The organism is bacterium, assembly GCA_023230585.1.
In the GTDB taxonomy this organism is placed as follows: Bacteria; Ratteibacteria; UBA8468; order B48-G9; family JAFGKM01; genus JALNXB01.
Genome location: JALNXB010000007.1, coordinates 22,313 through 46,675, shown reverse-complemented (window position 1 = coordinate 46,675; position 24,363 = coordinate 22,313). Strand labels below are relative to the sequence as shown.

Below are 24,363 nucleotides of genomic sequence, written 5' to 3'. Positions count from 1 at the left end.
TTTTTTGACTCTCTCTTACCAGTAAACAGGCGAGAGAAACCTTAAATGAGTAGATTTAGGGTCCTTCAGTACAGGACTTGTGTTTCCTAAATAAAAATTGTTTCCCTGACAAGGAGAGAACGGGAATTGAGATCTTCTGATGGACATCCATTGACCTATCCCTGTACCACTTTTGGGTACACCTGTAGTTGTAATCCAAACTGCCCTTCCATCAACATAAAGAACATTAAACCCGTCAAGTCCGTGATTATCCCTTGCCTTGTAAAGCCTCCACCCGTAACCTATTCCTGAACCCTGCACAGGAGCGTCAGCCATTATGACCGTTTCAGGATGTGTTTGTACATTTAATCCAGAAGCGTAAAGATAAGAACAACTACTTGGTGCGGTTGCTTGTAATACTGTTAGTGAACCGCTTCTATATAGAGCACCGGGGCTGTAATCTGTGTTAGGTTCATCGTCAAGTCTGGAACTCGGGCAGACAAAAAGTTTGTAGTCTGTCACATACTGCGGAGTTTCAAACTTGGGTGTAGCAGGATTTAACTGTCCCGTAAGAAGAGCAAGAGACATATTGGTATTTGCAGAAAAATAACCTAACTGAGTAGAGGTTGGCCATTTTGCTTCATCGTCAAAACCATAATATGTTGGGAACCATCCGTTCCAATCTTGGGCGTATATTAGAAGCGCTAACCCTAATTGCTTAAGGTTGTTTAGACATACAGATGCTTTTGCCTTTGCTCTTGCTTTGCTGAGAGCAGGAAGTAGCATAGCCGCTAAAATAGCTATAATAGCAATCACTACTAACAATTCAATGAGAGTAAAACCTTCTTTCTTTCTCATTATTCTCACCTCCTTTTCTCAAATTTATACAGATATTTTTTCAAAGAAAGTGTTATGTTACACAGAGTTATAATAAACTTGTTTTTTATACAACAGCATAAAAACTCAAATCATCTTGCCATAAGACAGATTTTACCTTTACTCTTATTTTACTCTTTCTCTCTCAATTTTGTCAAATGTTTTTAAGCGAGAGTTGCCTCGAGTATGTCCGAGGGACTTGTCCCATAGTTTTTCTGAGGGAGGGGGGGAAGTTTGAGTGGGTTTCCCCTATTCCTACAAACCAGTGAGGCAGACTATCGGCTCTGAACGATGTTTACTGATATTGCATAAAAATGCACTTATATACCTTGCATAATTCTTTTTGCAAGAATAGAAGGGAGCCCTCGTTTTATGATTTTGTCTCTTGTTGTTTTTAGCGGATATGTGATTCTGTGTAGCACAATTGTTTGTTCTTCTAAGTCGTGTATACCCACACAAGCAAAAGGCAGTCCATCTCTTGGTTGTCCAACGCTTCCTGTGTTGATGATATATTTATAATCTTGTTTTATATCAACTTCAAGGGTACCACTGAAGGTAGGTAGGATTGTTTCAATTTTACCATCGGATATACTTTGTTTAAACCCTCCGGGCAAATGGGTATGTCCCACAAAGCAGATGTTCTGTTGAAGAATAGAAAACTCTTCTGAGACACTTTTAATAGAAACAAGATATTTGAATAATGGATTTGAAACAGATGCGTGAGCGTAAAGAACCCCACTTTTTTCAACCTTCTCTTGCCATTCTTTAAAACCTTCTATAAAGGAAGACGGTAAATGTTCTTTTGTCCATATAAGAGCAAGCCGTGCAGTTTCTTTAAGGGCAGACATATCATCACGAACAAGATATTCTTCGTGGTTACCTCTCACTAAAATGGAGGCTTTCTGAGAGACTATCTCTACGCAGGTTTCTGGGTCTGGTCCGTATCCCACAATATCGCCGAGAGAAACAATGGTGTCTGTCTTATCTTCAAGAAAATCTAAGGATGCTTTCAATGCTTCCAAATTTCCGTGAATATCTGAGATTATACCTATTTTCATAATTATTGGTACAGATAATTGTTTATATCTTTTATTAGTTCTGTAAAAGATGCATATCTCTTATCTGGGTTTTTTTGAGTAGCTTTATTAAAAATTAATTCAGGTTTATAATCTTTAATTTTATCTGTCAAAACTTCTTTCATAACAACACCAAAAGAGTAAATGTCGCTTCTTTGATTAAATACACCTTGTTTTCTCTCTGGAGCCATATAGCCTGCAGTCCCACCCGAATGTTCTGTTTTTCTAAACCACCTTTGTATAGGGCGTGCGTAACCAAAATCAGTAAGTTTGAAAGAGTTTGTGGTTGGGTCGTAAAGGATGTTTTCAGGTTTTATATCATTATGTATAATATTTTTGTTGTGCGTAAACTCAAGGGCTTCCGCAACCTCTTTTAGCATTTTTAGCGATTGTTTATCGTTGACACTTGAATTTTGTAAAAAATTTCTAATGTTTTTACCTCCAACATACTCCATAAAAATAAAAAATGAAAGCCCAGTTTTTCCATAAAAATAGACCTGTATTATATTCTTATGGTTCAACTTTTTTTGTATTTGTGCTTCTTTTGCAAACCTTTTTATTTGTATTGGCTCTCTTCTGTATGGATGTAAAACTTTTAAAGCAGCAATATTCCCATATTTAGCTTTACCATTTGCGCTTGTACATTTGTATACAGTTGAAGTTGCACCTTGCCAGATTCTTTCCTCTACAGTGTAATCTGAAACAGTAGTCCCAATCAATGTAGATGAATTATTGTGATAAGACATTAAAACCCCTTTCTATTAAATATAAAGATTAATAAAATAGAATTAAGAGGATTGTTGTAGAGGAAGGAGAAAAGCGAATGGTTTTATTAGGTTATGAATTATAGTTCTTTAAAAATCTTCTAAAATGACAATATATTAAATAATTTTTGTATAACTTTACCTCTCTTCCTAATCCTCCTTTTTTATCCTCTGCACTATTGTTTTGTTTTTTTGTTTGCTTATACTTTTATTATACCTCTTTACAATTTGTTTTGCCAATTGAATAATCTAAACCTTTTTTATATTTTAGGATATTGGGTACCAGTATGTATTACTCAAAGGATATCTTCTTTTTTTCTAAAATATATTTACTTATCTCCATAGCAAAAAGCGGAAATGTTGATATAAGCAAAACAATGAACCAGTCTAATGTCCCGAGAGGTTCTGTTTTGAATATTTTTTGTGCTTTCGGAATAGATACAGCACCTATTTGTAATAAAAAAGATGCAAGGGTTGCGAGTATCAATTTGGTATTACTGAATATTCCAAGTTTGAAAATGGATTTTGTAAGGCTTCGACAGTTGAAAGAGTGGAACAGTTGAGAACAAGCAAGGACAACGAAAGCTCCTGTTCTTGCTCTCCCTTCACTGCCTTTTTCAACAAAAAGTATAAATGTAAACGCTAATAGAACGCATAATGACATAAAAACTCCTTGAACCAATATTAATATTGCCATCTTTTTGGAAATTATTGAAACTTCTGGGTTTCTTGGCGGCCGAGACATTATTGATTTATCTATAGGTTCCATTCCAAGCGCTAACGCTGGTAAACCGTCTGTTACAAGATTTATCCAGAGAATATGTATAGGAAGAAGAGGAATAGGTAATCCTACAAGGGCAGCAACAAGCATTACAAGAATCTCCCCTGTATTACAAGAGAGAAGGTAGTGGACAAACTTTTTTATGTTATCATAAATACCTCTCCCTTCTTCTACTGCAGCAACTATTGATGCAAAATTATCATCCCTAATTACCATATCAGAAACCTCTTTTGTGACATCGGTGCCTGTTATTCCCATAGCCACACCGATATCTGCTTGCTTAACTGCTGGCGCATCGTTAATACCGTCGCCAGTCATAGCAACAACCTCACCTGCTTTACGCCAAGCCCTTACAACCCTTAATTTATGTCCAGCAGAAACCCGCGCATAGACTGAAATATTTTTTATTCTGCTTAATAAGGTTGCCTCATCATAAGAGTTCAATTCTTCACCTGTTAAAGCAATAGAATCCTTCTCTAATATATTAAGTTCTTTAGCAATCGCTAAGGCTGTGTTTTTGTGGTCCCCTGTTATCATTACAGTTCTTATGCCTGCCTGTTTACATTTGGCTATAGAAATCTTTGCTTCTAACCTTGGTGGGTCTATCATTGCTGTGAGCCCAATAAGTGTTAGCCCTGTTTCTAATGAAGTGGCGTTATAGTTATTAGGTATATTTTCAATTTCTTTGTAAGCAATAGCCAAGACTCGCATTGCTTTATCAGTAAATTGGTTATTCTTTTCAATGATGTTGTTTATATCTATCTCAGTAATATCAAGTATCTGTCCATCTTTTACAATAAAATTACAGTCTTTGATGAGTTCTTCTACTGCACCTTTTGTGAAAAGAAAAATATTTCCATCATCTTTTTTACTCTTTCGTATAACTGTCATCTTTTTACGTTCTGAATCAAAAGGAAACTCATCTAAAAAGATGAACTCTTCTTCTAATGTTTTTTTCCATAAACCAACTTTTGCTGCGGCTGTTAAAAGGGCTGCTTCAGTTGGGTCTCCATTTACTTTGTATGTGTTGTTATCTTTGAACAACTCAGCGTTGTTACACAAAATAGAGGTTTGTAGTAACTCTCTTAGGTAAGGATAGTTTTTTAAATCTATTTCGGATTCGTTTAATTCATATTTGCCTTCTGGTTTGTAGCCAGCGCCAGTAATATTAAAAGTTTTATCATCTACAAAAATCGTTCTAACTGTCATTTCGTCTTTTGTTAAGGTTCCAGTTTTATCAGAACATATAACCGTTGTGCATCCCAATGTTTCAACAGAAGGGAGTTTTCTTATAAGAACATTCCGTTTTACCATTCTTTGAACGCTTAAAGCCAGCACTATTGTAACAACAGCAGGTAATCCTTCAGGTATGGCAGCTACAGCAAGGCTAACAGAGGTTAAGAAAATATCGGCTAAATTTCCTCCTCGTAACCATTGGAGAGTAAAAACGATGAAAACAAGAAAAAAACAGACAAACACTATTTTTTTACTAAACTCTTCAAGTTTTTTTTGTAGAGGGGTAGTCTCTTTTTTTATCTCTTTTATTATTTTACCTGTTTTCCCTATTTCTGTGTTCATACCAGTATCAACAACTATTACTGTGGCTTTACCAGAAACTACCGTTGTTCCCATAAGCACCATATTAGACGCTTCTCTTATGGAAATTTTTGTCTCATTTATAGTGGAAGCATTCTTGGCAATAGGGAGAGATTCGCCTGTTATAGTAGATTCTTGAACCCTAAAATTTGAACTTTGCCAAGCAATTCTACTATCTGCAGGGACTTTGTCTCCTGATTCAAGTTTAACAATATCCCCAGGGACAAGTTTAGAGGAAGGTATGATTATATATTGTTTGTTACGGAGGGTCTTTGCTTGAGTAGAAGAAAGTTTTTTTAATGCAGATAAAGATTTTTCGGCTCTATATTCTTGAACAAAACCAAAGAGAGCGTTCAGTATGATAATAGCAAATATAACTATAGCATCTACCCATTCATTAAGAAATCCAGAGATAAGAGCAGCAGAAAAGAGTACCCAAATAATAAAATCTTTAAATTGTTCGAAAAATATTATTAGAGAGGAACGCCCCCCAGTATCTTCGAGTTCATTTAACCCGAAGTTTTTGAGTCGTTGTTTTGCCTCTTCTTCTGAAAGACCTTCTGTTAAACTTGCTTTTTTTAACTCAAGCACATCTTCAATAGATAAATTCCAGATTTGCTTCATTTTGCGTTATTCCTAATAGTAGGAAAATTATGTTGTCTCTTTTTTTTCTGTGATTAAACAGTTGTGAAATATTTATAATGACGATGACTATAAGGATAAAAATAGTTGTAAAGATGAGTAGTGTCAACAACTATTGTTTTGTCATAGCGAAATTCTGTTCATTATAAATGCGAATTGATACATTATTAAAGCATTTTTTTCTATTTTGTGTCAAATTACTATTTTAAATTGGTTTTAAGAGGTGTTATAATAGTATAAGTATAAGAGTAAAGAAAACATAAAGGTGAAAAATGACTAAAAAGTTAAACAAACTTAAAGGTGTTATATTCGATTTTGATGGAACTCTGGTATCAATACATATAGATTTTAAAAAATTGAAAAAAAATTTACTGGAAAAAGCAGAGGAAGCCTCTTTTCAAATACCAGATAAAAATTTACCTATCTTGGAGTTTCTCGAGTATATAAGAAAAAATAATAGCGAAAATAACAAGACTGAAGATTTTATATCTGATATAAATATGTCGTTACTCAATGAAGAGATAAGAAGCGCTGAAAAAGCAAGACCTTTACCGGGTAGTTTGAAACTGATTAAAGATTTAAGTGAAAAAGGGATTAAGATAGGTATTTTTACTCGTAACTGCAAGCAAGCAGTAAATTGTGTTATTGAAAAATTTAATATATCTTGTGATGTTGTAATAACAAGGGACGATGTTTGTAATGTAAAACCTGCCCGTGAGCACCTTGAGAAGACTGCTAAGTTATTGGGGTTGAAGAACAATGAAATTCTTGTTGTAGGCGACCATTCTATGGATATAAAGAGTGCAAAAAATTTTCAAGCTCTCTCTTGTGGAATCGTTTCTGAATATTTTACAAGATATGATTTTGAACAAGAAGAAGCAGATTTTATATTTGAAAATTTAGAAGATATTGGGTATCTTTTTGGGATAAAACCTTTAAAAACAGGTAAATTACCTAATGGTCTTCTTGAATATCTTTTAAAAACTTACATAAAAAACGATTCTTCTGTAATTGAGGGACCTAAAATAGGTGTTGATTGCGCAGTTTTTAAACCAGACGCTGATATCCTTTTTGCCAAGACCGACCCAATAACTCTTGTAGGAAGTGATATAGGGACTTATTTGGTTAATGTAAACATCAACGATATCCTTGTTATGGGAGGTATGCCAAGATGGTTTCTCTGTAGTCTTATATTTCAGCAAGGCACAACATTAAACGAAATTGAAGGTGTATTTTCTCAAATATCTTACCATTGCAATAAGTATAATATAAATTGGATAGGTGGGCATACAGAAATATCTGAATCGGTAAAAAACAATGTTGCCTGCGGATTTCTTACAGGTGTTAATATAAAAAATAGACATAAAAGAGAAGAGGCTATAAAAGAAGGAGATAAGGTTTTTCTTGTTAGAGAAGTAGGTATAGAAGCTGTTTCAATAATTGCAAGAGAGAAGTACGAATTTTTGAAAGAACATTTTGAAGTAGAGATACTTGATAGATTGGTTAACTCTATAAAAATTCCTGGTATTAATATTCTAAATGAAGCAAAATTGTTATGGGAAAACTTTCCAATCAAAGCCATGCACGACCCTACCGAAGGTGGTTTGTCAACTGCCCTATACGAACTTGCTTACAGATATAAGATAGGTATTGAGTTTACAGAGGAAAAGTTGATTTTTCATCCGTATATCTGGGAACTTGCTTCAATCTTTGATTTGAATCCGTATGGCATAATATCTTCAGGATGTATTGTGGGTATTATTGGTGTTAACCAAGCGGAAGCAATGGCAGAATTTATGAAAACTAAAGGAGTAAAATGTGCCATTATTGGAGAGGTTGTTGGTAAAGATGGTGTATATATTAAAAGCGGGAAAGAAGAGAAAAAACTAACAGTTTTTGAGAGAGATGAGATAACCAAACTTTAAGTTAATATATTAAACAACTAAGTTTTTAAGTCTTTTGCTCTCTTATTTACAATAAAAACCTTTTAGAGAATGGGAAATAGTATCGCATTGGTTTTATTGTTGGTATGGGAATAGACATTTTAATTTGACAATTTATGAAAAAATATGATAAAGTTTTAGCATAGTTTGTAAACAAATGTGGCTAAAAACCACCTATTATTCAGAAAAACTGTGTGTATGGGTTAACACAGGTAAAACCTTTATATTAAAGGTAAGGTTCTGTTTTAATATCCAATATCAAAATTAATAGGAGAAACAATGGAAAGAAAATACGAAGGATGCTATCTGTTGAAAGCTGAATTATCGGAAGAGGAGATTGAAAAAGAAGCTGGTTTCATAGTAGAGAGCATATCAGGTGCAGGGGGGAAATTTGTTAAAAAAGAATTGTTAGGAAAAAGAGAACTTGCATACCTTATAGATAAAAATACTGAAGCTATCTATTATGTTTTTTATTTTACATCTCTCCCAGAACAGATAGAAACTATTAAGGCCTCCCTTGCAAGAAGAGAAAACATCTTAAGGTATCTTATTGTGCAACGTAAAAGGTTGCCAAAAGAGGAGGTAGATAATGGCGGGACCAAATCTGAATAAAGTTTTTTTGATAGGTCGTCTTACAAGAGACCCTGAACTTAGATACACCCCTTCAGGGCAAGCTGTAAGCACTCTGGGGTTTGCTGTTAACCATGAATATTTTTCAAAAGATGGGAAAAGAGAAGAGACCTGTTATGTGAATCTTGTTGTATGGGGCAAAAGAGCTGAGGTGTGTGCGGAGTACCTTAGAAAAGGGAGCCTGATTTTTGTTGAAGGAAGGCTACAGTATAGAAAATGGGAAACACAGGATAATGAAAAGAGGTCAATTATAGAAGTTTATGTTGAAGATTTTCAATTTTTAGATAAACCAGATGTTACAATCCCTCAAAAGGAGGAAAGCCAAGATGGTAAAGAAGAGAGTTAAGGTTTGCCAGTTTTGCAAATCTGCAGTTGATGAGATAGATTATAAAGATATAGGAAGAATAAGAAGGTTTACCAGTAGTCGTGGTAAAATTTTGTCTACCAAGGTAACAGGAACGTGTGCTAAACATCAAAGAATGCTCGCAAAATCTTTAAAAAGGGCAAGGTTTTTGGCTATGTTGCCCTATATAAAAACATAAGGAGTGTGCATAAAGATGAAGGTTATATTCTTACAGGATATAGAAGGAAAAGCTGCAAGAGGCGATGTTAAGGATGTCCCAGAAGGTTACGCTCGCAATTTTCTTATTCCTAAAGGAATTGCCGTAGAGGCAACTCCTCAGAATATGAATAAACTGAAGAAGGAAACAGAGCAGATTGAATTAAAAAAGAGTAAAAAACTTGCTTATGCAAAAGAGATGAAGAACAAGTTGAAAGATGTTTCCATAACAGTTCACGCAAAAGCAGGGCTTGATGACAAACTTTTTGGAGCGGTTACATCAGAAGATATTGCAGTGGCTATAAACCAGCAGACAGGAGTTGAACTTAACAAATATCAAATACTACTTGAACATCCTCATAAAGTTCTTGGTATATATAAAGTTCCTGTAAAATTTGGTGAAGGAGTGACAGGGGAAGTTAAAATATGGATTGTAAGGGAAGAGTAAGATGTCTTCAAGGAAAAAAAGCAATCTTCAAAATAAAATCCCACCACAAAACCTGGATGCAGAAAAAGCAATACTTGGTTGTATCCTTATTAACGAAGAAGCTAAGATACAAGCATTTGAGAGTTTAAGGCCAGAATATTTTTATAGCGAAGTTCATAAGACAATATTTCTTTCAATATGCGACCTTTTTGAAAAGAATGAAAAGTGTGACCTTATAACTTTGACAAATCAACTTCAAAGAAAAAATCTTCTTGAATATATTGGAGATGTCACCTATTTGTCTGAACTCGTTGAAATGCTTCCTACTGCAGCAAACATTGATGAGTATCTTAAAATAGTAAAAGATAAATATCTTCTTAGGACAATCATTGAAAACGCTACTAAAATAATTACAGAAGCTTCAGGAGAACCTGAAGAAATCGATTCTTTTATTGATAAAGCAGAAGCATCTATTTTTGAGATTAGTCAACACAAATCTGGTAAGAACGTTTACGCATTAAAAGAGTTGGTCAAAGACAATGTTGAAAAAATTGAAGAGATACACGATAAAAAAAGTTTTGTAACTGGAATCCCTACTGGATTTATCGACCTCGATAAAGAAACGACAGGGTTGCATCCTGCCGATTTTGTTATTGTAGCTTCAAGACCTTCTATGGGTAAAACTTCTTTTGCTTGCAATATAGCCCTTAATATCAATTCAGGTATAAACAAGTACCCTGTTCTTATATTTAGCCTTGAGATGAGCAAAGACCAACTTGTGCAGAGAATGTTATGTTGTGAAGCAAAAATCAATCTTAAAAGTCTTAGGCAAGGGATGCTTTCAGATAAGGATATGGGAAATCTTCTTGTCGCAGCTGGAATGTTAGAGGAAGCACCGATTTTTATTGATGATACACCACAATTGAATGTTTTTGAAGTTAGAGCAAGAGCCAGAAGGTTAAAAGCAAATGAGGATATACAACTTATAATAATAGATTACCTACAATTGATGAAGAGCAGGTATAGGAGTGAGAATAGGCAACAGGAGATAACCGATATTTCTGCTTCACTTAAAGCACTTGCTAAAGAATTGGATGTCCCTGTAATTGCTATTTCTCAGTTGAGTAGGGCAACTGAACATAGGGAAGGCAGGGAGCCGGTCTTGTCAGATTTACGAGAAAGTGGTTCTCTTGAACAGGATGCTGACCTTGTGTTACTACTTTTCCGAGAAGATTTTTACAAAAAGAAGGGTGAAGAGTATAATGGTATTGCAAATATCATAATAGCTAAACAGAGAAACGGGCCGACAGGAACGATTGAGTTGGCTTATTTAAAAGAATATACCCGTTTTGAAAATCTTGCACGAAGATAAGGCAAAAGGTGTTTTTAAAAAATGGTAAATTGTGCTGAAAAACTCGGTAAAGGAGTTATTGAGGCAATACGTTATTTTGGCTCTCTTTTTATGCTCGTTTTTAATTCCTTTCGACATATAGTTGTTTCTGGTAAAAGAGGCAACATACAAAAGCATATAGAAAAAATAGGGATAGATTCATTTCCATTGGTAGGCATTATATCTGCTTTTATAGGTATGATTCTTATTATGGAGACTGCCTATACATTAAAGAAGTTTGGTGCTGAAATATATGCTGGTAGCATAGTTTCTATCTCAATGATTAGGGAGCTTGGACCTGTCTTTGTAGCTTTTGTTCTTGCAGGAAGAGTAGGGGCTTCAGTTTCGGCAGAGATAGGTAGTATGAAAATAACTGAACAGATAGACTCCTTAAAAATGCTTGCTGTTGACCCTGTAGCATATCTTGTTACACCAAGATTAATTGCAGGGTTAGTTTCTTTGCCTGCCTTATTTCTTATCAGTTTTTTTCTTTCTATTCTTGGTGGTTTTATTGTTGGTGTTTTTGTTGTAGATATACCTTCAGGTATGTTTTTATACCAGACCTTCCGATTTATTACATTTAAGGACCTATTGGTAGGGTTTACTAAATCACTGGTTTTTGCTGTTGTGATAATGAATGTTTCTGCCCATGAAGGTTTAAGGGCGGAAGGGGGCGCTGTTGGTGTTGGTAAAGCGGCAACAAATTCGGTGGTAGTTTCTTTTTTCCTAATAATTTTGACTAACCTTATACTGACAGGAATTTTTTACTTTATTTAAAAAATAATGGATGAAATAATAAAAATTCAAGACCTTCAATTAAGGTTTGGTGAGTTGGAGGTGTTAAAGGGAGTAAATTTAAGTGTTTTGGCAGGAGAATCTCTTGTTATAGTGGGAAGTTCCGGTTGCGGAAAATCTGTTTTATTGAAAGCAATACTTGGTCTCATTAAAAAGACTTTTGGTGAAGTATACTTGTTTGGCAAAAGAACCGATAGTATGAATGAAAAGGAATTTATGTCAACTCGCAGTAAAATAGGTATGGTGTTTCAAAATTCAGCTCTTCTTGATTCTTTACGTGTATGGGAAAACGTGGGTTTTTATTATCTTTACCATACAGATTACTCTGAGGATAAGATAAAAGGTATGGCAATTGATATACTTAAAGATGTTGGGATGGAAAATGTTGAAGATTTTTTGCCTGAACAACTTAGCGGAGGTATGAAAAAGAGGGTTTCAATAGCCAGAGCTTTGATTTCAAAACCTAAAATGCTTTTTTATGATGAGCCAACAACAGGATTAGACCCAATAACAAGCGAAAGTATAATGAACCTTATCAGAGATATACACATTAAATTTAAAACCACAGATATTACTGTTACTCACGATGTTAAACTTGCTTCCTTTATCTCTGATAGGATTGCTCTTATAAACAACGGTGTGATAGAAGATATAGGAACTTTTGAAGAATTGAAAAAGAAGAGTAATAATCCCATTATTCAAAGTTTTATTGAAAAGGGAGTGTCCAATGAAAAAAAATAGTTTTTCCACAGAAATAAAGGTTGGTTTTTTTATTTTAACAGCTCTGTTTGCTCTTGTATTGTTTGTTGTTATACAAGCTAAGGGTGGCAAATATAGGGGGTATGATCTTACTGCGTCTTTTGATTATGTGTCAGGTTTAGAGGTAGGGTCTCCTGTTAGAGTAAGTGGAGTTAGGGTGGGGGAAGTAAAATCTATAGATATTGTATATGATGTTGCCCCGAAAGTTCTTGTGAAGATGAAGATAAGGCAGGATGTAAAGATAGCACGGTATAGCAGGATAACTATACAGACTCTCGGTATTATAGGTGAAAAATATATAGAAATAGCGCCTAGCCAGAAGCAAGAATATATCAGTGCTGGAGAAACTGTTGAGGGAGATAATCCTTTGTCTCTTGAAAGAATAGCTGATGTTGGTCAGAGTATAGTTGTTAGGTTTAACGATATTCTTGGAGATGTACGAAACATTACAGGAGAAAAAGATGTTCAGGTGAATATTGGTAGATTGGTTAAAGGGGCAGCGTCTGCTACTGAAAGAATTGATAACTTTTTTGAACAGATGGAAGGTATGGCACAAGAGTTATCAGAAACCAATAAAAGCATACAGGATATGGTTGTAACTCAGACACCAAAACTGGAAGAGTTGGTCGACAACGCCAATCTTCTTCTGGTATCAGGAAAAGATAAAATGGAACTGACTATGGAAGATATTAGAGCCCTTGCAGTTGAAGGGAAAAAGTCAGGTAAAATGTTTGATGAAATATCTGGTGCTGCAAAAGAATTTAAATCTGTGGCTGAAGGAATGCAGGTTTTTATTGAAGACACTTCAAAAGAGGTTAAAAAGACTTCGCTACCTATACAGGAATTTTTTACAAAACTGCAAAATGAAGGTTTAATTTCTGAATTGATGAAAGAAAAAGAACTTCTTGGTCAAATAAAAACAGAAATGACTCTTTTACAGGAATCAACATCACAGTTCAAAGAGACTGCTGAAAAGATAAGTCTATTTTCAGACGAACTGAACAAACTTTTATTAAACATAAATGAAGGAAAAGGAAGTGTGGGACAGTTTGTTAGCAATGAAGAACTATATAAGGAAGTTTTAGATTTTGTTAAAGATATTAAAGCAAACCCTTGGAAACTTTTTATTAGAAGAAGAAATTGAGTATATGAAAAAAAATAGTAGAACAATATTTGCTTGTTCTGAATGTGGGTATCAGACAGTAAGATGGTTGGGTAAATGTCCTGATTGTGGTGGTTGGAACACTCTTATTGAGGAGTTCACAGGTAAAACCAAAAAGAGTGTTATAGGATTATCAAAACCAGAACAACTTAATGAAATACAAGTTGAAAAAGTTTCAAGAGTGAACACAAACATAAGAGAGTTTGATAGGGTTATGGGCGGTGGCGTAGTTCACGGCAGTCTTGTTCTTATGGCTGGCGAACCAGGGATAGGTAAATCTACTCTGCTTTTGTCTATAGCAGGCAAACTTTCTGAACTTGGGTGTAAGGTGCTTTATATAAGTGCTGAAGAGTCGAAAACACAGGTTAAGATTCGTGCTGAAAGACTTGGACTTGGTTCTGAATCTTTGTATCTTCTCTGCACAACCGATATGTTGTCTGTCAAAGACGCCCTTGAAACTTTAAATCCTGATTTTACTATTGTTGACTCAATTCAGACGGTATTTGATTCAGATATACCTTCAACTCCGGGTTCTGTTACTCAAATTCGAGAGAATGCAAACTATTTCCTTAACTACTCAAAAAATAGCGGTTCTTCCGTTTTTCTTATAGGACATATAACCAAAGAAGGTGTTATTGCTGGTCCAAAACTCCTTGAACACGTAGTTGATACTGTCCTCTCTTTTGAAGGAGAGGCAAGGTCAAACCTAAGAATTTTAAGAGCTACAAAAAATCGTTTTGGATCAACTTCTGAAATAGGTGTGTTTAGTATGGAAGAGAAAGGGTTGCAAGAGATTCCAGATGCGTCGTCTCTATTTTTACCTTCTTTAAGTCAAAACCTCTCTGGTTCAGTTATTTTTCCTAATCAGGAAGGTTCTCGAACTCTTCTTGTTGAGATACAAAGTCTGGTTACACCTTCTTATTACGGTATCCCTAAAAGGTCTGTGTTAGGGCTTGACTACAATAGGGTTTCTATGATTTTAGCTGTATTAGAAAAAAAACTTCATTTAACCTTTAACACCTTTGATGTATACTGTAACACAGGAGGCGGTCTAAAAATTTCTGAAACATCCTCTGACCTTGCCGTAGCAGTATCTTGTGTTTCTTCTTTAAAAGATTCTCCACTTGCTGAAGGTTCAATTTTTATGGGAGAGATTGCTTTAACAGGAGAAATAAGACACATTTCGCACGTAAATAGAAGAGTTAAAGAAGCGGAAAGACTTGGGTTTAAAACTGCAGTTGTTCCTGAGGTTAACGTTAAAGATGTTACTGGAAAAACCAATATTGAGATAGTTCCTGTTAAGTGGCTAAAAGAAGTGATTTCAATGTTTATCAAGTTATAATGTAGTGCTACAGTTGCATAATATATAAATATATAGTAAAATATTGTTGAATAAGAGCATAATTTATAATTATTTTAACGAAAGGGTGAATTCTTTGTGAACACCGTCAGGTTTATGTAGAAATGGGAAATTACCTATTCCTCTCCTTAGTAGGGTTCGACTTGCAAAGAGGCAAAACTTATTTTTTGAAGTTTTAGCATAAGGGGATAAAAGGTGCGGGTAGTTTTTCTTGATTTCTATAACGAGCAATGCGTTAGTGTTTGCGAATATTTACGAGAAAGGTGATGCAGAAAATGGGTGTATATATAATAAGAATATTTTTTATACTTTTAAGTATTATAACGGGGTTCTATTCTTTACCTCAGAAACGGATAACAGGTGCTTTGGTAGGTTTAGTGGGTTCTATTATAATAGTAGGGATAGAAATTTTAATAGAAAAGATACCTATAAAAAAACTTTTTCTTGCAATATCCGGTCTTATAGGGGGGCTTATTACAGCAATTCTTTTGGCTGGATTTATTCTGCTTATTCCAATAGAGAATCCTGATGTTGAAAAATATCTGAGGTTTATACTATACTTTGTTTTCTCATATCTTGGAATAATGATTGGTCTTAAAGGTCTGGAAGAACTTGGGTTTATTTTTCCAGCAATACACGGTATCAAAAATAGAGAAAAGATTGTAGTTATTGATACAAGCGTTCTGATAGATGGGCGGGTACACGAACTTGCAAAGAGTGGTTTTATTCCTAACGCAATGGTGATACCCAAATTTGTAATAAAGGAGATGCACGCTCTATCTGATGCGTCAAGCGAAATAAAGAGGCAACGAGGCAGAAGAGGGTTGGATATTTTGAATAAAATGAGGCACGATGGGAAAATAGATGTGAAGATATACGATGCTGATTACCCAGATATTGAAGAGGTTGATGTAAAACTTGTCAAACTTGCATCAGATCTTGATGCAGATATTCTAACAAATGATTTTAACCTTTCAAAGATTGCAGAAATACAGAATATTAAAGTACTCAATTTGAATACTCTTGCTACCTTGATGAAACCGAGTTTAATGAGTGGAGAAAGCATTTCTATAAAGATAATCAAAGAAGGTAAAGAATCAGGGCAGGGGGTAGGATATCTTGAGGACGGTACTATGGTTGTTGTTGAAGATGCATCAAAACATACAGGTAAAATTATAGATGTTATTGTTGATAGCACTATCCAAACATCGACAGGAAGAATTCTTTTTGGAGTTGTTGGAGAAACAGAGAGAAGGCAAAGTAAACCTGCTACTTCCAGAAAAAGATAATCTTTTTATAAAATGAAAACAAGAAGAAGTACAATTATTGTAATCCTTCTTTTTACGGTAATTATCCTACAATATTTATTTTTTGTTAAGGCATCAGAACGGTTTATTGTTAAAAAAATTGCTTCCTTACCTACCGATACAATAAATATAGATACAGTTTCTTGTAAATTCCCATCAATTTTTGTAAATAAAATAGATGTTTCTACACCGCTTTTTTCTCTATTTTTGAAAGAGTTAAAGGTTAGACCGATGTTTCTAAGAAAAGCCTTTGCTTTTTCTGCTCCAGGGGATGTTGTCCTAAAAGATACAAAGAGGGATATATCAATTAAGGGGTCTTTCTCTGGCAGTTTTAAAGGGCAGACAATCAATGTAGATAGAACCAATATTGAGATTGAAAAAGTTGGTACTCTTGAAATAAAAGGTTTTCTTGAAAACTGGGGAAAAGGCAATTTTAATACATCAGTTGAGTTTAAAGGTGTAGAAATTGAAGAGATAAAACAGATTTTTGATTTAAACCTACCTTTTTCAGGTACGGTTTTTGGGACTGCAAATTTTGTATCAACAGGCCAAGAAAAACTACAGACAATCTCATTTGATGTTAATATTAAAGACCTTGCCACCTCAGAAGACGCTAAGTTTATGGCTTATGTTAAAGGTGTTTATGATATTTCAAAGAAGAGCGCAAAAATTAATAACGGGTATATATCTAATGCTTTTGGTGGCAAAATATCTTTCAACGGAGATGTTAGTTATGATGAGTTTAACTTGAGTTTTAACACAGATAATATGAACCTTGAGGAATTTTTTAAATTACTTCCTCTTGAAATAAGAGATAAATATAAACTTAATATTCAAGGTGGTAGTGCTATATTAAATGACTTTAAGGTTACCAATATAAAAAAAAACTCCAATTTGATGGTTCTCTATCCCTAAATCTTCCCAACCTCTCTTTTCTTGATTTAGATTTTAAAAATTTTAGGTTTGATACTACTGAAAAAATCTTAAACGTCGAAGAGATGAGTTTAAAAAACTTAAAAATTTTAAATTTTGAGAGTGTTTTTAATGAAAAATTTGTTGGTGCAGGAACCTTTCGGTTTTACAATGGAAACGGAAGTATTTTATACAACATTTCTGAGTTGTCCAATAAACCTGACATCTTGTTTGAATTTGGAATAAATAATACAAATCTTGCTCAAATTGTTCATAGTCTTAACGAAGAAATTTATATCTCAGGTATTTTAGATGCTGAAGGTAAAGGGTTCTTTGTAAACAAGACTCTTTCTTTGGAAATGACGTTTAAATCTATAAGAAAAAAAGGTATAAAACAATTGATGAATTTTGAAGCAGTCAAGGTTTTATCCTCTATGGGTGGTGGTAACCCTATAAAGACCTTAGGAAGTTCAAATTTTGGGTACAGTCAGATGTCTGGCAAGATAACAGTTAATAACGGATACCTAACTGTGGAAGGGCTTGCTGGTGAAAAAGGTGGTAAACAATTGTTGGTTAAAAGTGGACTTTTTGGAGGAGTAAACCTTTCTGTGGATAAAAAAACCAATACTATCAAAATAGAAGAACTTGTTAATATTATAGCCGAACAACTGAAGACCCCTTAGTAAAAGGTGGTAGCATAAATGGTGGCAAATTCATTAGAGAAAATCATTTGAAAACTATCTAAGTTTTTCTGTATCCATTCCTTTTCAAGGTAAAATCTATCATTTTTCAATATAATCCAGTCAACTTTTTTTGTTTCTAAACCAGTACGCCAGAGTTGATAGGAAAAATCTTTTCTATAAAGTTTTTCAAAATCTTTAACAGAAAACAACTTTTCTTCCATAGACATTTTATGAATAGGTATAGTTTCTATACTATTTATAGATTGATAAAGAATATTATTCTGATAATTATTGCCATAAAACGGATATATAAGAAAATCACCTATATAACTAATATTTTTTGGTTGTTGAGAATTTTCATTAATAAATTTCCATAAATCCGATTTAGCCCCATAAAACATTTTCCAAGTTTCGTATTTGGTGTTGTTATACATATCGGAAGTTAAAGTTAAAGTCCAACCCAACAACATAAGAAAAATACATATAGGGAAAACAAAAGATAATAGATACTTCTTTTTTTTATAGAAAAAAATAAAAATAATAAAAAGGATGGAAGCAAGAAAAATTGTTTGAAAAATTGCAATCTCTGCTATCAGGTTATTAATTACTAAAAAACCACATAAGACAAAAGGTAGAAATTGCAGTTTTTTGGTATCCTTAAAGAGATACCCAACAGACAGGGATAAAGCTCCGTAAATAGGTAGTAGGTGCCTAATTTGATATACAACAGAGGGTATGGCAACGATATATATCAAAATTGATAAAGGTACGGTTAGTAGAATATAAAAAATCGTCTTATCTTTTTTAAACAAAGATAAGGGTATAGATATAAGTAAAGAAAAGAATAAAATAAAAGATATGTATTTAGAGGGGTCAACATCTGATATAGGGTTCATAAAAAGTTCGAAAATCGTCTTTAAAGATTCTATAAAAGTTTTTTTATGAAAAGATAATAACCCTTGAAAAATTGTTATATTTCCTAAAGATATATTGGCTGGAAATAATGGATTTTTTATTATTAAAAAATTCCTTATATAAGTAAAACAGCCAGCAAATAAAAAGAAAATAATAGATAGGAACAATAATTTTTTTGGTATTTTGCCTTTCTTTTTTAAGAAAATGAAAGGAATTATTAAAATAAGGTATATTAGAACATAATTCTTTATAGACATCAGTAATGCCGCAGATAAGATTCCCATAGGAACAATATTTTTTCTTTTTGATGAAAAGCAGTATAGCGCTGATATAAAAGATGTTGCCATAAGAATGTCAACATAACATAAAAAGGATTCTTTTATTATTGGCTTAATTAAACAGAATATACAGAATATTCCAATTCTACTTAATTTTGAAAAACCATTCTCTTCTGATATAAGGTAGAGGGAAATTGCTCCCATAAATATAAAAGGTAACTGAGTAAACTTTAAAAGAAATTCTTTGCCAGAATACATTGTAAACAGATAAAAGATTGTTCCACCTTGTGGGTAGTATGTCATTGAAATATCATTAAAAAAAATAGGAGTAAAGTCTATACTACGGGTCTTTGCAAATTCTACTGCAAATGGAAGATGGTATAACAGCCCGTCTGTTGTTAACGGGGCTAATGGCATTCTATAGTACGAACTTATAAAATAGGTTCCAATTAAAATAAAAAAAGGGATACTAAGGAGGGGGTTCCAGGTTACATACACCTGTTTTTGTAAAGACTCAAATGTACCTTTCTTTTTTGATAAAAAATAGAACCCCAAAGATATACATAAAAAAGATAGGGTAATGTAAACAGGGTGGAGTATTTTAAGCAAACCTAATAGAGTGAATATCCCAAGAATCTGAGAATAGAAGAATATAGATATACTTAATAAAATAAAAGCGAACTTCTCTTTTTTGTAATATAACAACGATAAAGAGAAACTATTAAAAAGTAGAATAATTAGCCAAACAATCCACAAAATAAACACCTTACTCCTTACAGAAATTTATTATTTTATTATAATTCCAGCATATCCTACTACTTGAGAATAATCCTTATTTCTGGCACCACTTGTAGTATATTCAATAAGAGATGTTTCTTTTGCACCGAGTTCTTTAGAGGCAACTATTGTTGCAATCACAGCTCCATACCCACACATCGAAATATTCTTTTCTGCTATTCTTTCAATCAATAGGTTTTCATCGAGTGATAAGATTGTTTCTATAGCATATTTGTCTTTTTCTTCTGTATTTTCTTGAGATTCGTAGTGGTTCATATCAGTACTTGCAATAATTAACACATTTTTTATAGGATTATATTTTTGTATTACTTTTGCAATTGATTCTCCTATCTCAACCCAAGCAGGGTTATCAATATAACCAGATAGAGATATGGGAACAATTTCAGTTTGTGGGTTGAAGAACTGTATAAAAGGTATTTGAACCTCAAGAGAATGTTCTGATTTATGAGATATATCGTCAAACTCTAAATATCTGCTTTCTGATACTAAATCTTTTGCAATGTCAGTATCTATCTTTATTTCTCCGAGAGGAGTACGCCAATATTCTGAACTTGAAACCCCAAAAGGTTCTCCGTACCCTTGATGGTTGGGCCCAAGAAGGATAACTGTTTCAGGTATAATAATATTGCTATATACCATACCTGCCGTAGCGCCAGAAAATATATAACCGGCATGTGGACATATTACAGAAACAACTGCTTCTTTTATTGATTGTTGGTTTGTAAGTATCTCTAATGTCTCCAGCAATTTTGTCTTTGTGCCGGGGTAAAAATAGTTATCAACTGCGGGTTGTCTTATTTTACTCATATTCTGCTCCTATAAAGTAGTCTCTTATTCTGGTTCTTTGTAGGTTTCCATTATAAATTTTATCTTCTTTTCGCTTTTAAAAAACGCTTGAACAAAATTTGGGTCAAAAGTTGTCCCTGATTCTGATATAAGTAGAGCTTTGCTTTCTTCAAAACTTATTGCATCCTTATAAACCCTTTTAGAAGAGAGAGCATCAAAAATATCTGCAATGGTAGCTATTCTTCCATAGAGAGGAATACTATTGCCTTTTAAGCCAAACGGATATCCCGAACCATCATATTTTTCGTGATGGTATAGAGCAATAATTTCAGACGCTTTTAGTAGGAGAGATTTAGAACCTTTAAGTATTTCTGCTCCTAAAAGAGGATGTTGTTTTACAACTTCTCTCTCTTCTTCTGTTAACTTACCTGGTTTGAGAAGGACCTTATCAGGTATTGCTATTTTACCAATATCGTGAAGAGGCATAGCGCTTTTTATGAGTTCAACTTCGTTTTTATGTAGTCCTACATTTTCTGCAACAATTCCAGCATATTCGCTAACTCTTTGTATATGCATACCTGTTTCTCTATCCCTGTATTCTATAGCTACCGATAGCCTGAAAATACTTTCCAACTGTGTTTCTTTAAGGGTTATGTTTAACCGAGCATTTTGAATAGCTATAAGAGATTGGAGGGTTAAGGAACTTATAAGAGGTAGTTCTTCTTTTGAAAAAAAGTTATTCTTTGAAAAAGGTGCATACTGTTTGTTGATAAAAATGCCTAAAACTTTGAGTCTTGGGTGAGACAATATAGGCAAAAGAAGCATATTGTTTATATTATGTTTTTTTAGGTCGCTTGTTGCTGGAATCTTGTTAATAATAATAGGTTCCTTCTTTTCGAAGGCTTCTTGTATAATTTTATTCATATCTATTTTTGAAACAAAATCTCCTTCTTCTGCTAAAACTTGATATTTATTGAAAGCAGAGACTGTCACAATAGCGCCATATTGTATTCCTATAGAAGTTAAAACAGTTTTAAGAGTTAACCCTGGGGTCTTCTTTATTAGGGCTTCTCCTTCGAATAGCGAAAAATCTGACTCATCACTATTGTAAGAAAATTCAGTAGGGCTTAAGATGTTAGTTATCTCTTTTTCTACATCATATAAGAGTTTAAGAGTACGTTCTTTCTGAGTAACTTTTTTAATAGCTGAAAATAAAGAATATATTATAGAAGATAAATAGAAAGAAAATGACATAACTAAAAATGGAACAACATCAATGAATAATCCCAAAATTCGCATTCCTTTAAGAGAAAGAAAAACCAATAGTCCTGAAAAAACCATAATTAGAAAACTGTTCAATATTGAGGAGTAAGAGAATAATGTAAAAGCCATAAGAATTGCCCAAATAATTAATAATCCTATGATTACATTTTTGTTGACCCTATATATATATTCTCCTGTAATGGCACTATATAAGCATGAAGCTTGTAGTAGCACTCCAAATCTTGTTCCTAAAGATGTTGGTATAAGGTCAGCATTTTTTGCTCCAACAACTGTCTGCCCAATAATTACTGCCTTATTTTTAAATAGGTCTTTAGGGTATTTTCCTAAAAGAACATCTTCGAAAGAAATAAAGTAGTTTTCGATACAGTCATTTGGAAGTATTTTTACGTAAATGGAGGAGTCGTCAATTAAAGGAACAAACCTAAAATATTTTTTAAATTTGTTTGAGTAATTAAAAGAAACTTCATCTTTTTCGTAGAAAATCCTTGACATTTCAAGTGAAATTTGGGGATATTGCTTATCATTATATTGTAAAAATGCGGGGATTCTTCTTACAAGTTGGTCTATGTCAGGGATTGTGTTAATATGGCCCAAAGATATCGCAGATTCATTAAACTCAGGAGAACTGCTTCTTATCTCAGAAGCAATATAAGAGGTGCCTTCTTTTTTATTAAGTCTAACTGGAGAAAAGACAGGTAAAACAGTTTTATTAGATTTTTTTATAGCAGAAATTAAAGGGATATCAATATTTTTATTAGTTATAGATGGGAAGTATATATCAAAACCTATTACTTTTGCATTCTCTCTTTCAAGAATATCAATAAGTTGAGTATGAAATTTACGAGAAAAAGGTTCTCCTACCTGTTTTTCAAAGTCTTGGGTGAGTCCAACAATAACAATTGGAGCTGTTTTTGATACAGAACAAGAGACCCTTTCTAATCGCCAGTCATATAAAACCAGTTCAGCTTTTTCAAAATACCCCTTTTGAAAAATTAATATAACTGCTCCAATTAAGGAGATAACAAACAAACTTTTTACTACTATAGATTTCATTCAAAGTTATAAGAAGGTTAAACTAATCTTATCTTCTGGGTTTTCGGGGTACAAAAAATTTAGAAAGCCAATCTAATAAATCCTGGAAGTTGTAACTGTTGCCACCACTCGCTTCCTGTAATTCTTCTTCTGTCCACTCCATAGCACTAACAACTATTTCGTCACCTTGTTCTAATACAGATTCTCTTGCATGGAGTCTATCTTGAACATTTACAATGCCTTCAGATACTTTAATTGTAGTAAAATTTTTAGGTTTACCGTTTGTCTCTTTAGTATGTGTGCTTATTGTAAATTTGGTTCCTTCAACTCCTGCAATAACTGCTGGTGTTATTACTTCAAACCTACTGCTTTCTCCTTCGTGGTGTACCTCGTGAGTTTTTTGTGCTACCGAGTCTGCAGGGATAACTGCAATACTATATATCTTATCATCATTACTTGTGAAAGAAGAATGTACGAATACTGTATCTGTTATCTTCATAGTTCTATTGTCAGCAAATATGAAAGTTCCAGAATTCCGACTTTCTCCAAATTTTACAGGTACTGCTTCAGAGTAATCGTTTGCTTTCCACATTATTTTTTGGGTTTTCCCAACATCTACAGCATAAGAAAGATATGCTGCAACTGTTTTACTGTTCTTCTGGTGTCTATTACAAGTAAGAAACACTTTGTTATCATTTCCTTCTGAATCGTCTCGTCCTATGTAGCCGGGTTCATAACTATTTGTGTGGCTCCTATCTGCAGGACATATAAACGCTTCTTCGCTTGATATATATTTAGGATACAATTCAGCAAGAAAAACTGGAGTTTCTTTGTAATCGCTCTTAAATAATTCAATTGCTTGAGAAATTGTTTTCATATTATTTATACAGCCAAGAGTACGAGAAAATTCTTTAGAATTTGATACCATACTAACAACCAGTGTAAGTAGAATGACAGATATAAAACAGAAAATCATAATTTCTATAAAACTAAATCCTTTTTTATTTTTCATCATTTTTTCCCTCCCCTATTATTTTGTTCAATAGAAAGGTAAATAATCTTATTTTCTAATTCTTTTAATGCAAGATTTAAACTCATATCTTTAACTTGAGTTTTTCTCCATGTTTCAACAACCCTTAGAGCACTTTCTCCTATCGATTTATGTTGGACTGCTAACTTTTCCAACTCTTCCATAATAGGCTTCAAGGCGTCTCCTTTTCTAAGTTCAAAAGTAGGGTCTTTACCTTCCTGTAATTCTTTCAGCATTTTTTTTATTCTGAAAGCAGGTCCAGCTATTTTGTGAGATAATAAAAGCATTCCAAAGGAAGTAATAATTGCAAGAATAGTTATAATAAAAAGATTTGTAGCGATAAATTTATTCAATGAGGATGTGAACATTGTGTTTATAGAATGAGAGTGTAATATTTTATCTCCGATATCTATCCACACTGAATAAAATGCATAAGCACTAACAATAACGCACCCAATTATTAAAGAAATAAGTGTATAAAGAACAAACCTCGTTTGTATTCCTTTATCTACACAAATGTTTACTCTATTGTATCTTCTCATTTATATTTATTCTACCTCACTATTATAAGATTGTCAATTATTTTTATATAAGATATA

The 24,363-nt window shown here is 33.4% G+C and carries 22 protein-coding genes and 1 pseudogene; 13 read left to right on the top strand and 10 right to left on the bottom strand.

The features are described 5' to 3' along the window. Positions 1–15: 15 nt before the first annotated feature. The 5 genes and pseudogenes from M0P98_02975 to M0P98_02955 form a co-directional block, all read right to left on the bottom strand. Complete coding sequence (locus M0P98_02975; protein ID MCK9265833.1) at positions 16–765, bottom strand: DUF1559 domain-containing protein; 750 nt, start codon at positions 763–765, stop codon at positions 16–18. Next, positions 751–837 (bottom strand): annotated as a pseudogene (locus tag M0P98_02970) (prepilin-type N-terminal cleavage/methylation domain-containing protein). Before M0P98_02970 ends, M0P98_02975 begins: the two are co-directional and overlap by 15 nt. Before the next feature lie 338 nt (positions 838–1,175). Then, positions 1,176–1,913, bottom strand: coding sequence for a metallophosphatase family protein (locus tag M0P98_02965; protein MCK9265832.1), 738 nt, complete (start codon positions 1,911–1,913; stop codon positions 1,176–1,178). A 2-nt stretch (positions 1,914–1,915) separates the two neighbouring features. After that, the gene (locus M0P98_02960; GenBank protein MCK9265831.1) at positions 1,916–2,677 is read right to left on the bottom strand and encodes a serine/threonine protein kinase; all 762 of its coding nucleotides are present in this window, start codon (positions 2,675–2,677) and stop codon (positions 1,916–1,918) included. 310 nt (positions 2,678–2,987) lie between these two features. After that, positions 2,988–5,696 (bottom strand): cation-translocating P-type ATPase, encoded by a 2,709-nt coding sequence (locus tag M0P98_02955; GenBank protein MCK9265830.1) that lies wholly within the window; start codon positions 5,694–5,696, stop codon positions 2,988–2,990. 290 nt (positions 5,697–5,986) lie between these two features. Here M0P98_02955 and M0P98_02950 point away from each other — a divergent pair, with 290 nt between their 5' ends. The 13 genes from M0P98_02950 to M0P98_02890 all read left to right on the top strand — a co-directional run bounded on the left by M0P98_02950 (position 5,987) and on the right by M0P98_02890 (position 17,641). Then, positions 5,987–7,639: an HAD-IA family hydrolase gene (locus M0P98_02950; protein MCK9265829.1), complete on the top strand. Its 1,653-nt coding sequence runs from the start codon at positions 5,987–5,989 to the stop codon at positions 7,637–7,639. Between the two features lie 297 nt (positions 7,640–7,936). Continuing rightward, the gene (gene rpsF, locus M0P98_02945) at positions 7,937–8,269 is read left to right on the top strand and encodes a 30S ribosomal protein S6 (protein ID MCK9265828.1); all 333 of its coding nucleotides are present in this window, start codon (positions 7,937–7,939) and stop codon (positions 8,267–8,269) included. After that, positions 8,247–8,633, top strand: coding sequence for a single-stranded DNA-binding protein (gene ssb / locus M0P98_02940; GenBank protein ID MCK9265827.1), 387 nt, complete (start codon positions 8,247–8,249; stop codon positions 8,631–8,633). The genes rpsF and ssb overlap by 23 nt, the downstream gene beginning before the upstream one ends. Then, entirely contained in the window at positions 8,614–8,829 is a 216-nt protein-coding gene (gene rpsR / locus M0P98_02935; GenBank protein ID MCK9265826.1) for a 30S ribosomal protein S18, read from the top strand. Before ssb ends, rpsR begins: the two co-directional genes overlap by 20 nt. 15 nt (positions 8,830–8,844) lie before the next feature. Continuing rightward, on the top strand, positions 8,845–9,294 hold the full coding sequence (gene rplI / locus M0P98_02930; GenBank protein ID MCK9265825.1) for a 50S ribosomal protein L9: 450 nt from the start codon (positions 8,845–8,847) through the stop codon (positions 9,292–9,294). A 1-nt stretch (position 9,295) separates the two neighbouring features. Then, positions 9,296–10,645, top strand: a complete 1,350-nt coding sequence (gene dnaB, locus M0P98_02925) for a replicative DNA helicase (protein ID MCK9265824.1) — start codon at positions 9,296–9,298, stop codon at positions 10,643–10,645. A gap of 21 nt (positions 10,646–10,666) precedes the next feature. Beyond that, entirely contained in the window at positions 10,667–11,440 is a 774-nt protein-coding gene (locus tag M0P98_02920) for an ABC transporter permease (protein ID MCK9265823.1), read from the top strand. A 6-nt stretch (positions 11,441–11,446) separates the two neighbouring features. Then, positions 11,447–12,199 carry an ATP-binding cassette domain-containing protein gene (locus tag M0P98_02915; GenBank protein MCK9265822.1) on the top strand — a complete coding sequence of 251 codons (753 nt, stop codon included), beginning with the start codon at positions 11,447–11,449 and terminating at the stop codon, positions 12,197–12,199. Then, entirely contained in the window at positions 12,186–13,361 is a 1,176-nt protein-coding gene (locus M0P98_02910) for an MlaD family protein (protein MCK9265821.1), read from the top strand. Before M0P98_02915 ends, M0P98_02910 begins: the two co-directional genes overlap by 14 nt. A 4-nt stretch (positions 13,362–13,365) precedes the next feature. After that, positions 13,366–14,721: a DNA repair protein RadA gene (gene radA / locus M0P98_02905; GenBank protein MCK9265820.1), complete on the top strand. Its 1,356-nt coding sequence runs from the start codon at positions 13,366–13,368 to the stop codon at positions 14,719–14,721. Positions 14,722–15,014: 293 nt separating this feature from the next. Next, positions 15,015–16,028, top strand: a complete 1,014-nt coding sequence (locus M0P98_02900; protein MCK9265819.1) for a PIN domain nuclease — start codon at positions 15,015–15,017, stop codon at positions 16,026–16,028. Positions 16,029–16,040: 12 nt separating this feature from the next. Then, positions 16,041–16,961 (top strand): hypothetical protein, encoded by a 921-nt coding sequence (locus M0P98_02895; GenBank protein MCK9265818.1) that lies wholly within the window; start codon positions 16,041–16,043, stop codon positions 16,959–16,961. A gap of 83 nt (positions 16,962–17,044) precedes the next feature. After that, the gene (locus tag M0P98_02890) at positions 17,045–17,641 is read left to right on the top strand and encodes a hypothetical protein (protein ID MCK9265817.1); all 597 of its coding nucleotides are present in this window, start codon (positions 17,045–17,047) and stop codon (positions 17,639–17,641) included. Here the strand turns inward: M0P98_02890 and M0P98_02885 are convergent. The 5 genes from M0P98_02885 to M0P98_02865 are packed head-to-tail and all read right to left on the bottom strand — an operon-like array spanning position 17,638 to position 24,306. Then, a complete protein-coding gene (locus tag M0P98_02885; GenBank protein ID MCK9265816.1) occupies positions 17,638–19,599 on the bottom strand; it encodes a hypothetical protein in 1,962 nt (653 codons plus the stop codon). The genes M0P98_02890 and M0P98_02885 overlap by 4 nt on opposite strands. A gap of 21 nt (positions 19,600–19,620) precedes the next feature. Continuing rightward, the gene (gene amrB, locus M0P98_02880; protein ID MCK9265815.1) at positions 19,621–20,439 is read right to left on the bottom strand and encodes an AmmeMemoRadiSam system protein B; all 819 of its coding nucleotides are present in this window, start codon (positions 20,437–20,439) and stop codon (positions 19,621–19,623) included. A 24-nt stretch (positions 20,440–20,463) separates the two neighbouring features. After that, positions 20,464–22,755, bottom strand: coding sequence for a CHASE2 domain-containing protein (locus tag M0P98_02875; protein ID MCK9265814.1), 2,292 nt, complete (start codon positions 22,753–22,755; stop codon positions 20,464–20,466). 28 nt (positions 22,756–22,783) lie between these two features. Continuing rightward, positions 22,784–23,749: a prepilin-type N-terminal cleavage/methylation domain-containing protein gene (locus M0P98_02870; protein MCK9265813.1), complete on the bottom strand. Its 966-nt coding sequence runs from the start codon at positions 23,747–23,749 to the stop codon at positions 22,784–22,786. Next, positions 23,746–24,306: a hypothetical protein gene (locus M0P98_02865; protein MCK9265812.1), complete on the bottom strand. Its 561-nt coding sequence runs from the start codon at positions 24,304–24,306 to the stop codon at positions 23,746–23,748. The genes M0P98_02870 and M0P98_02865 overlap by 4 nt, the downstream gene beginning before the upstream one ends. Positions 24,307–24,363 lie beyond the last annotated feature (57 nt).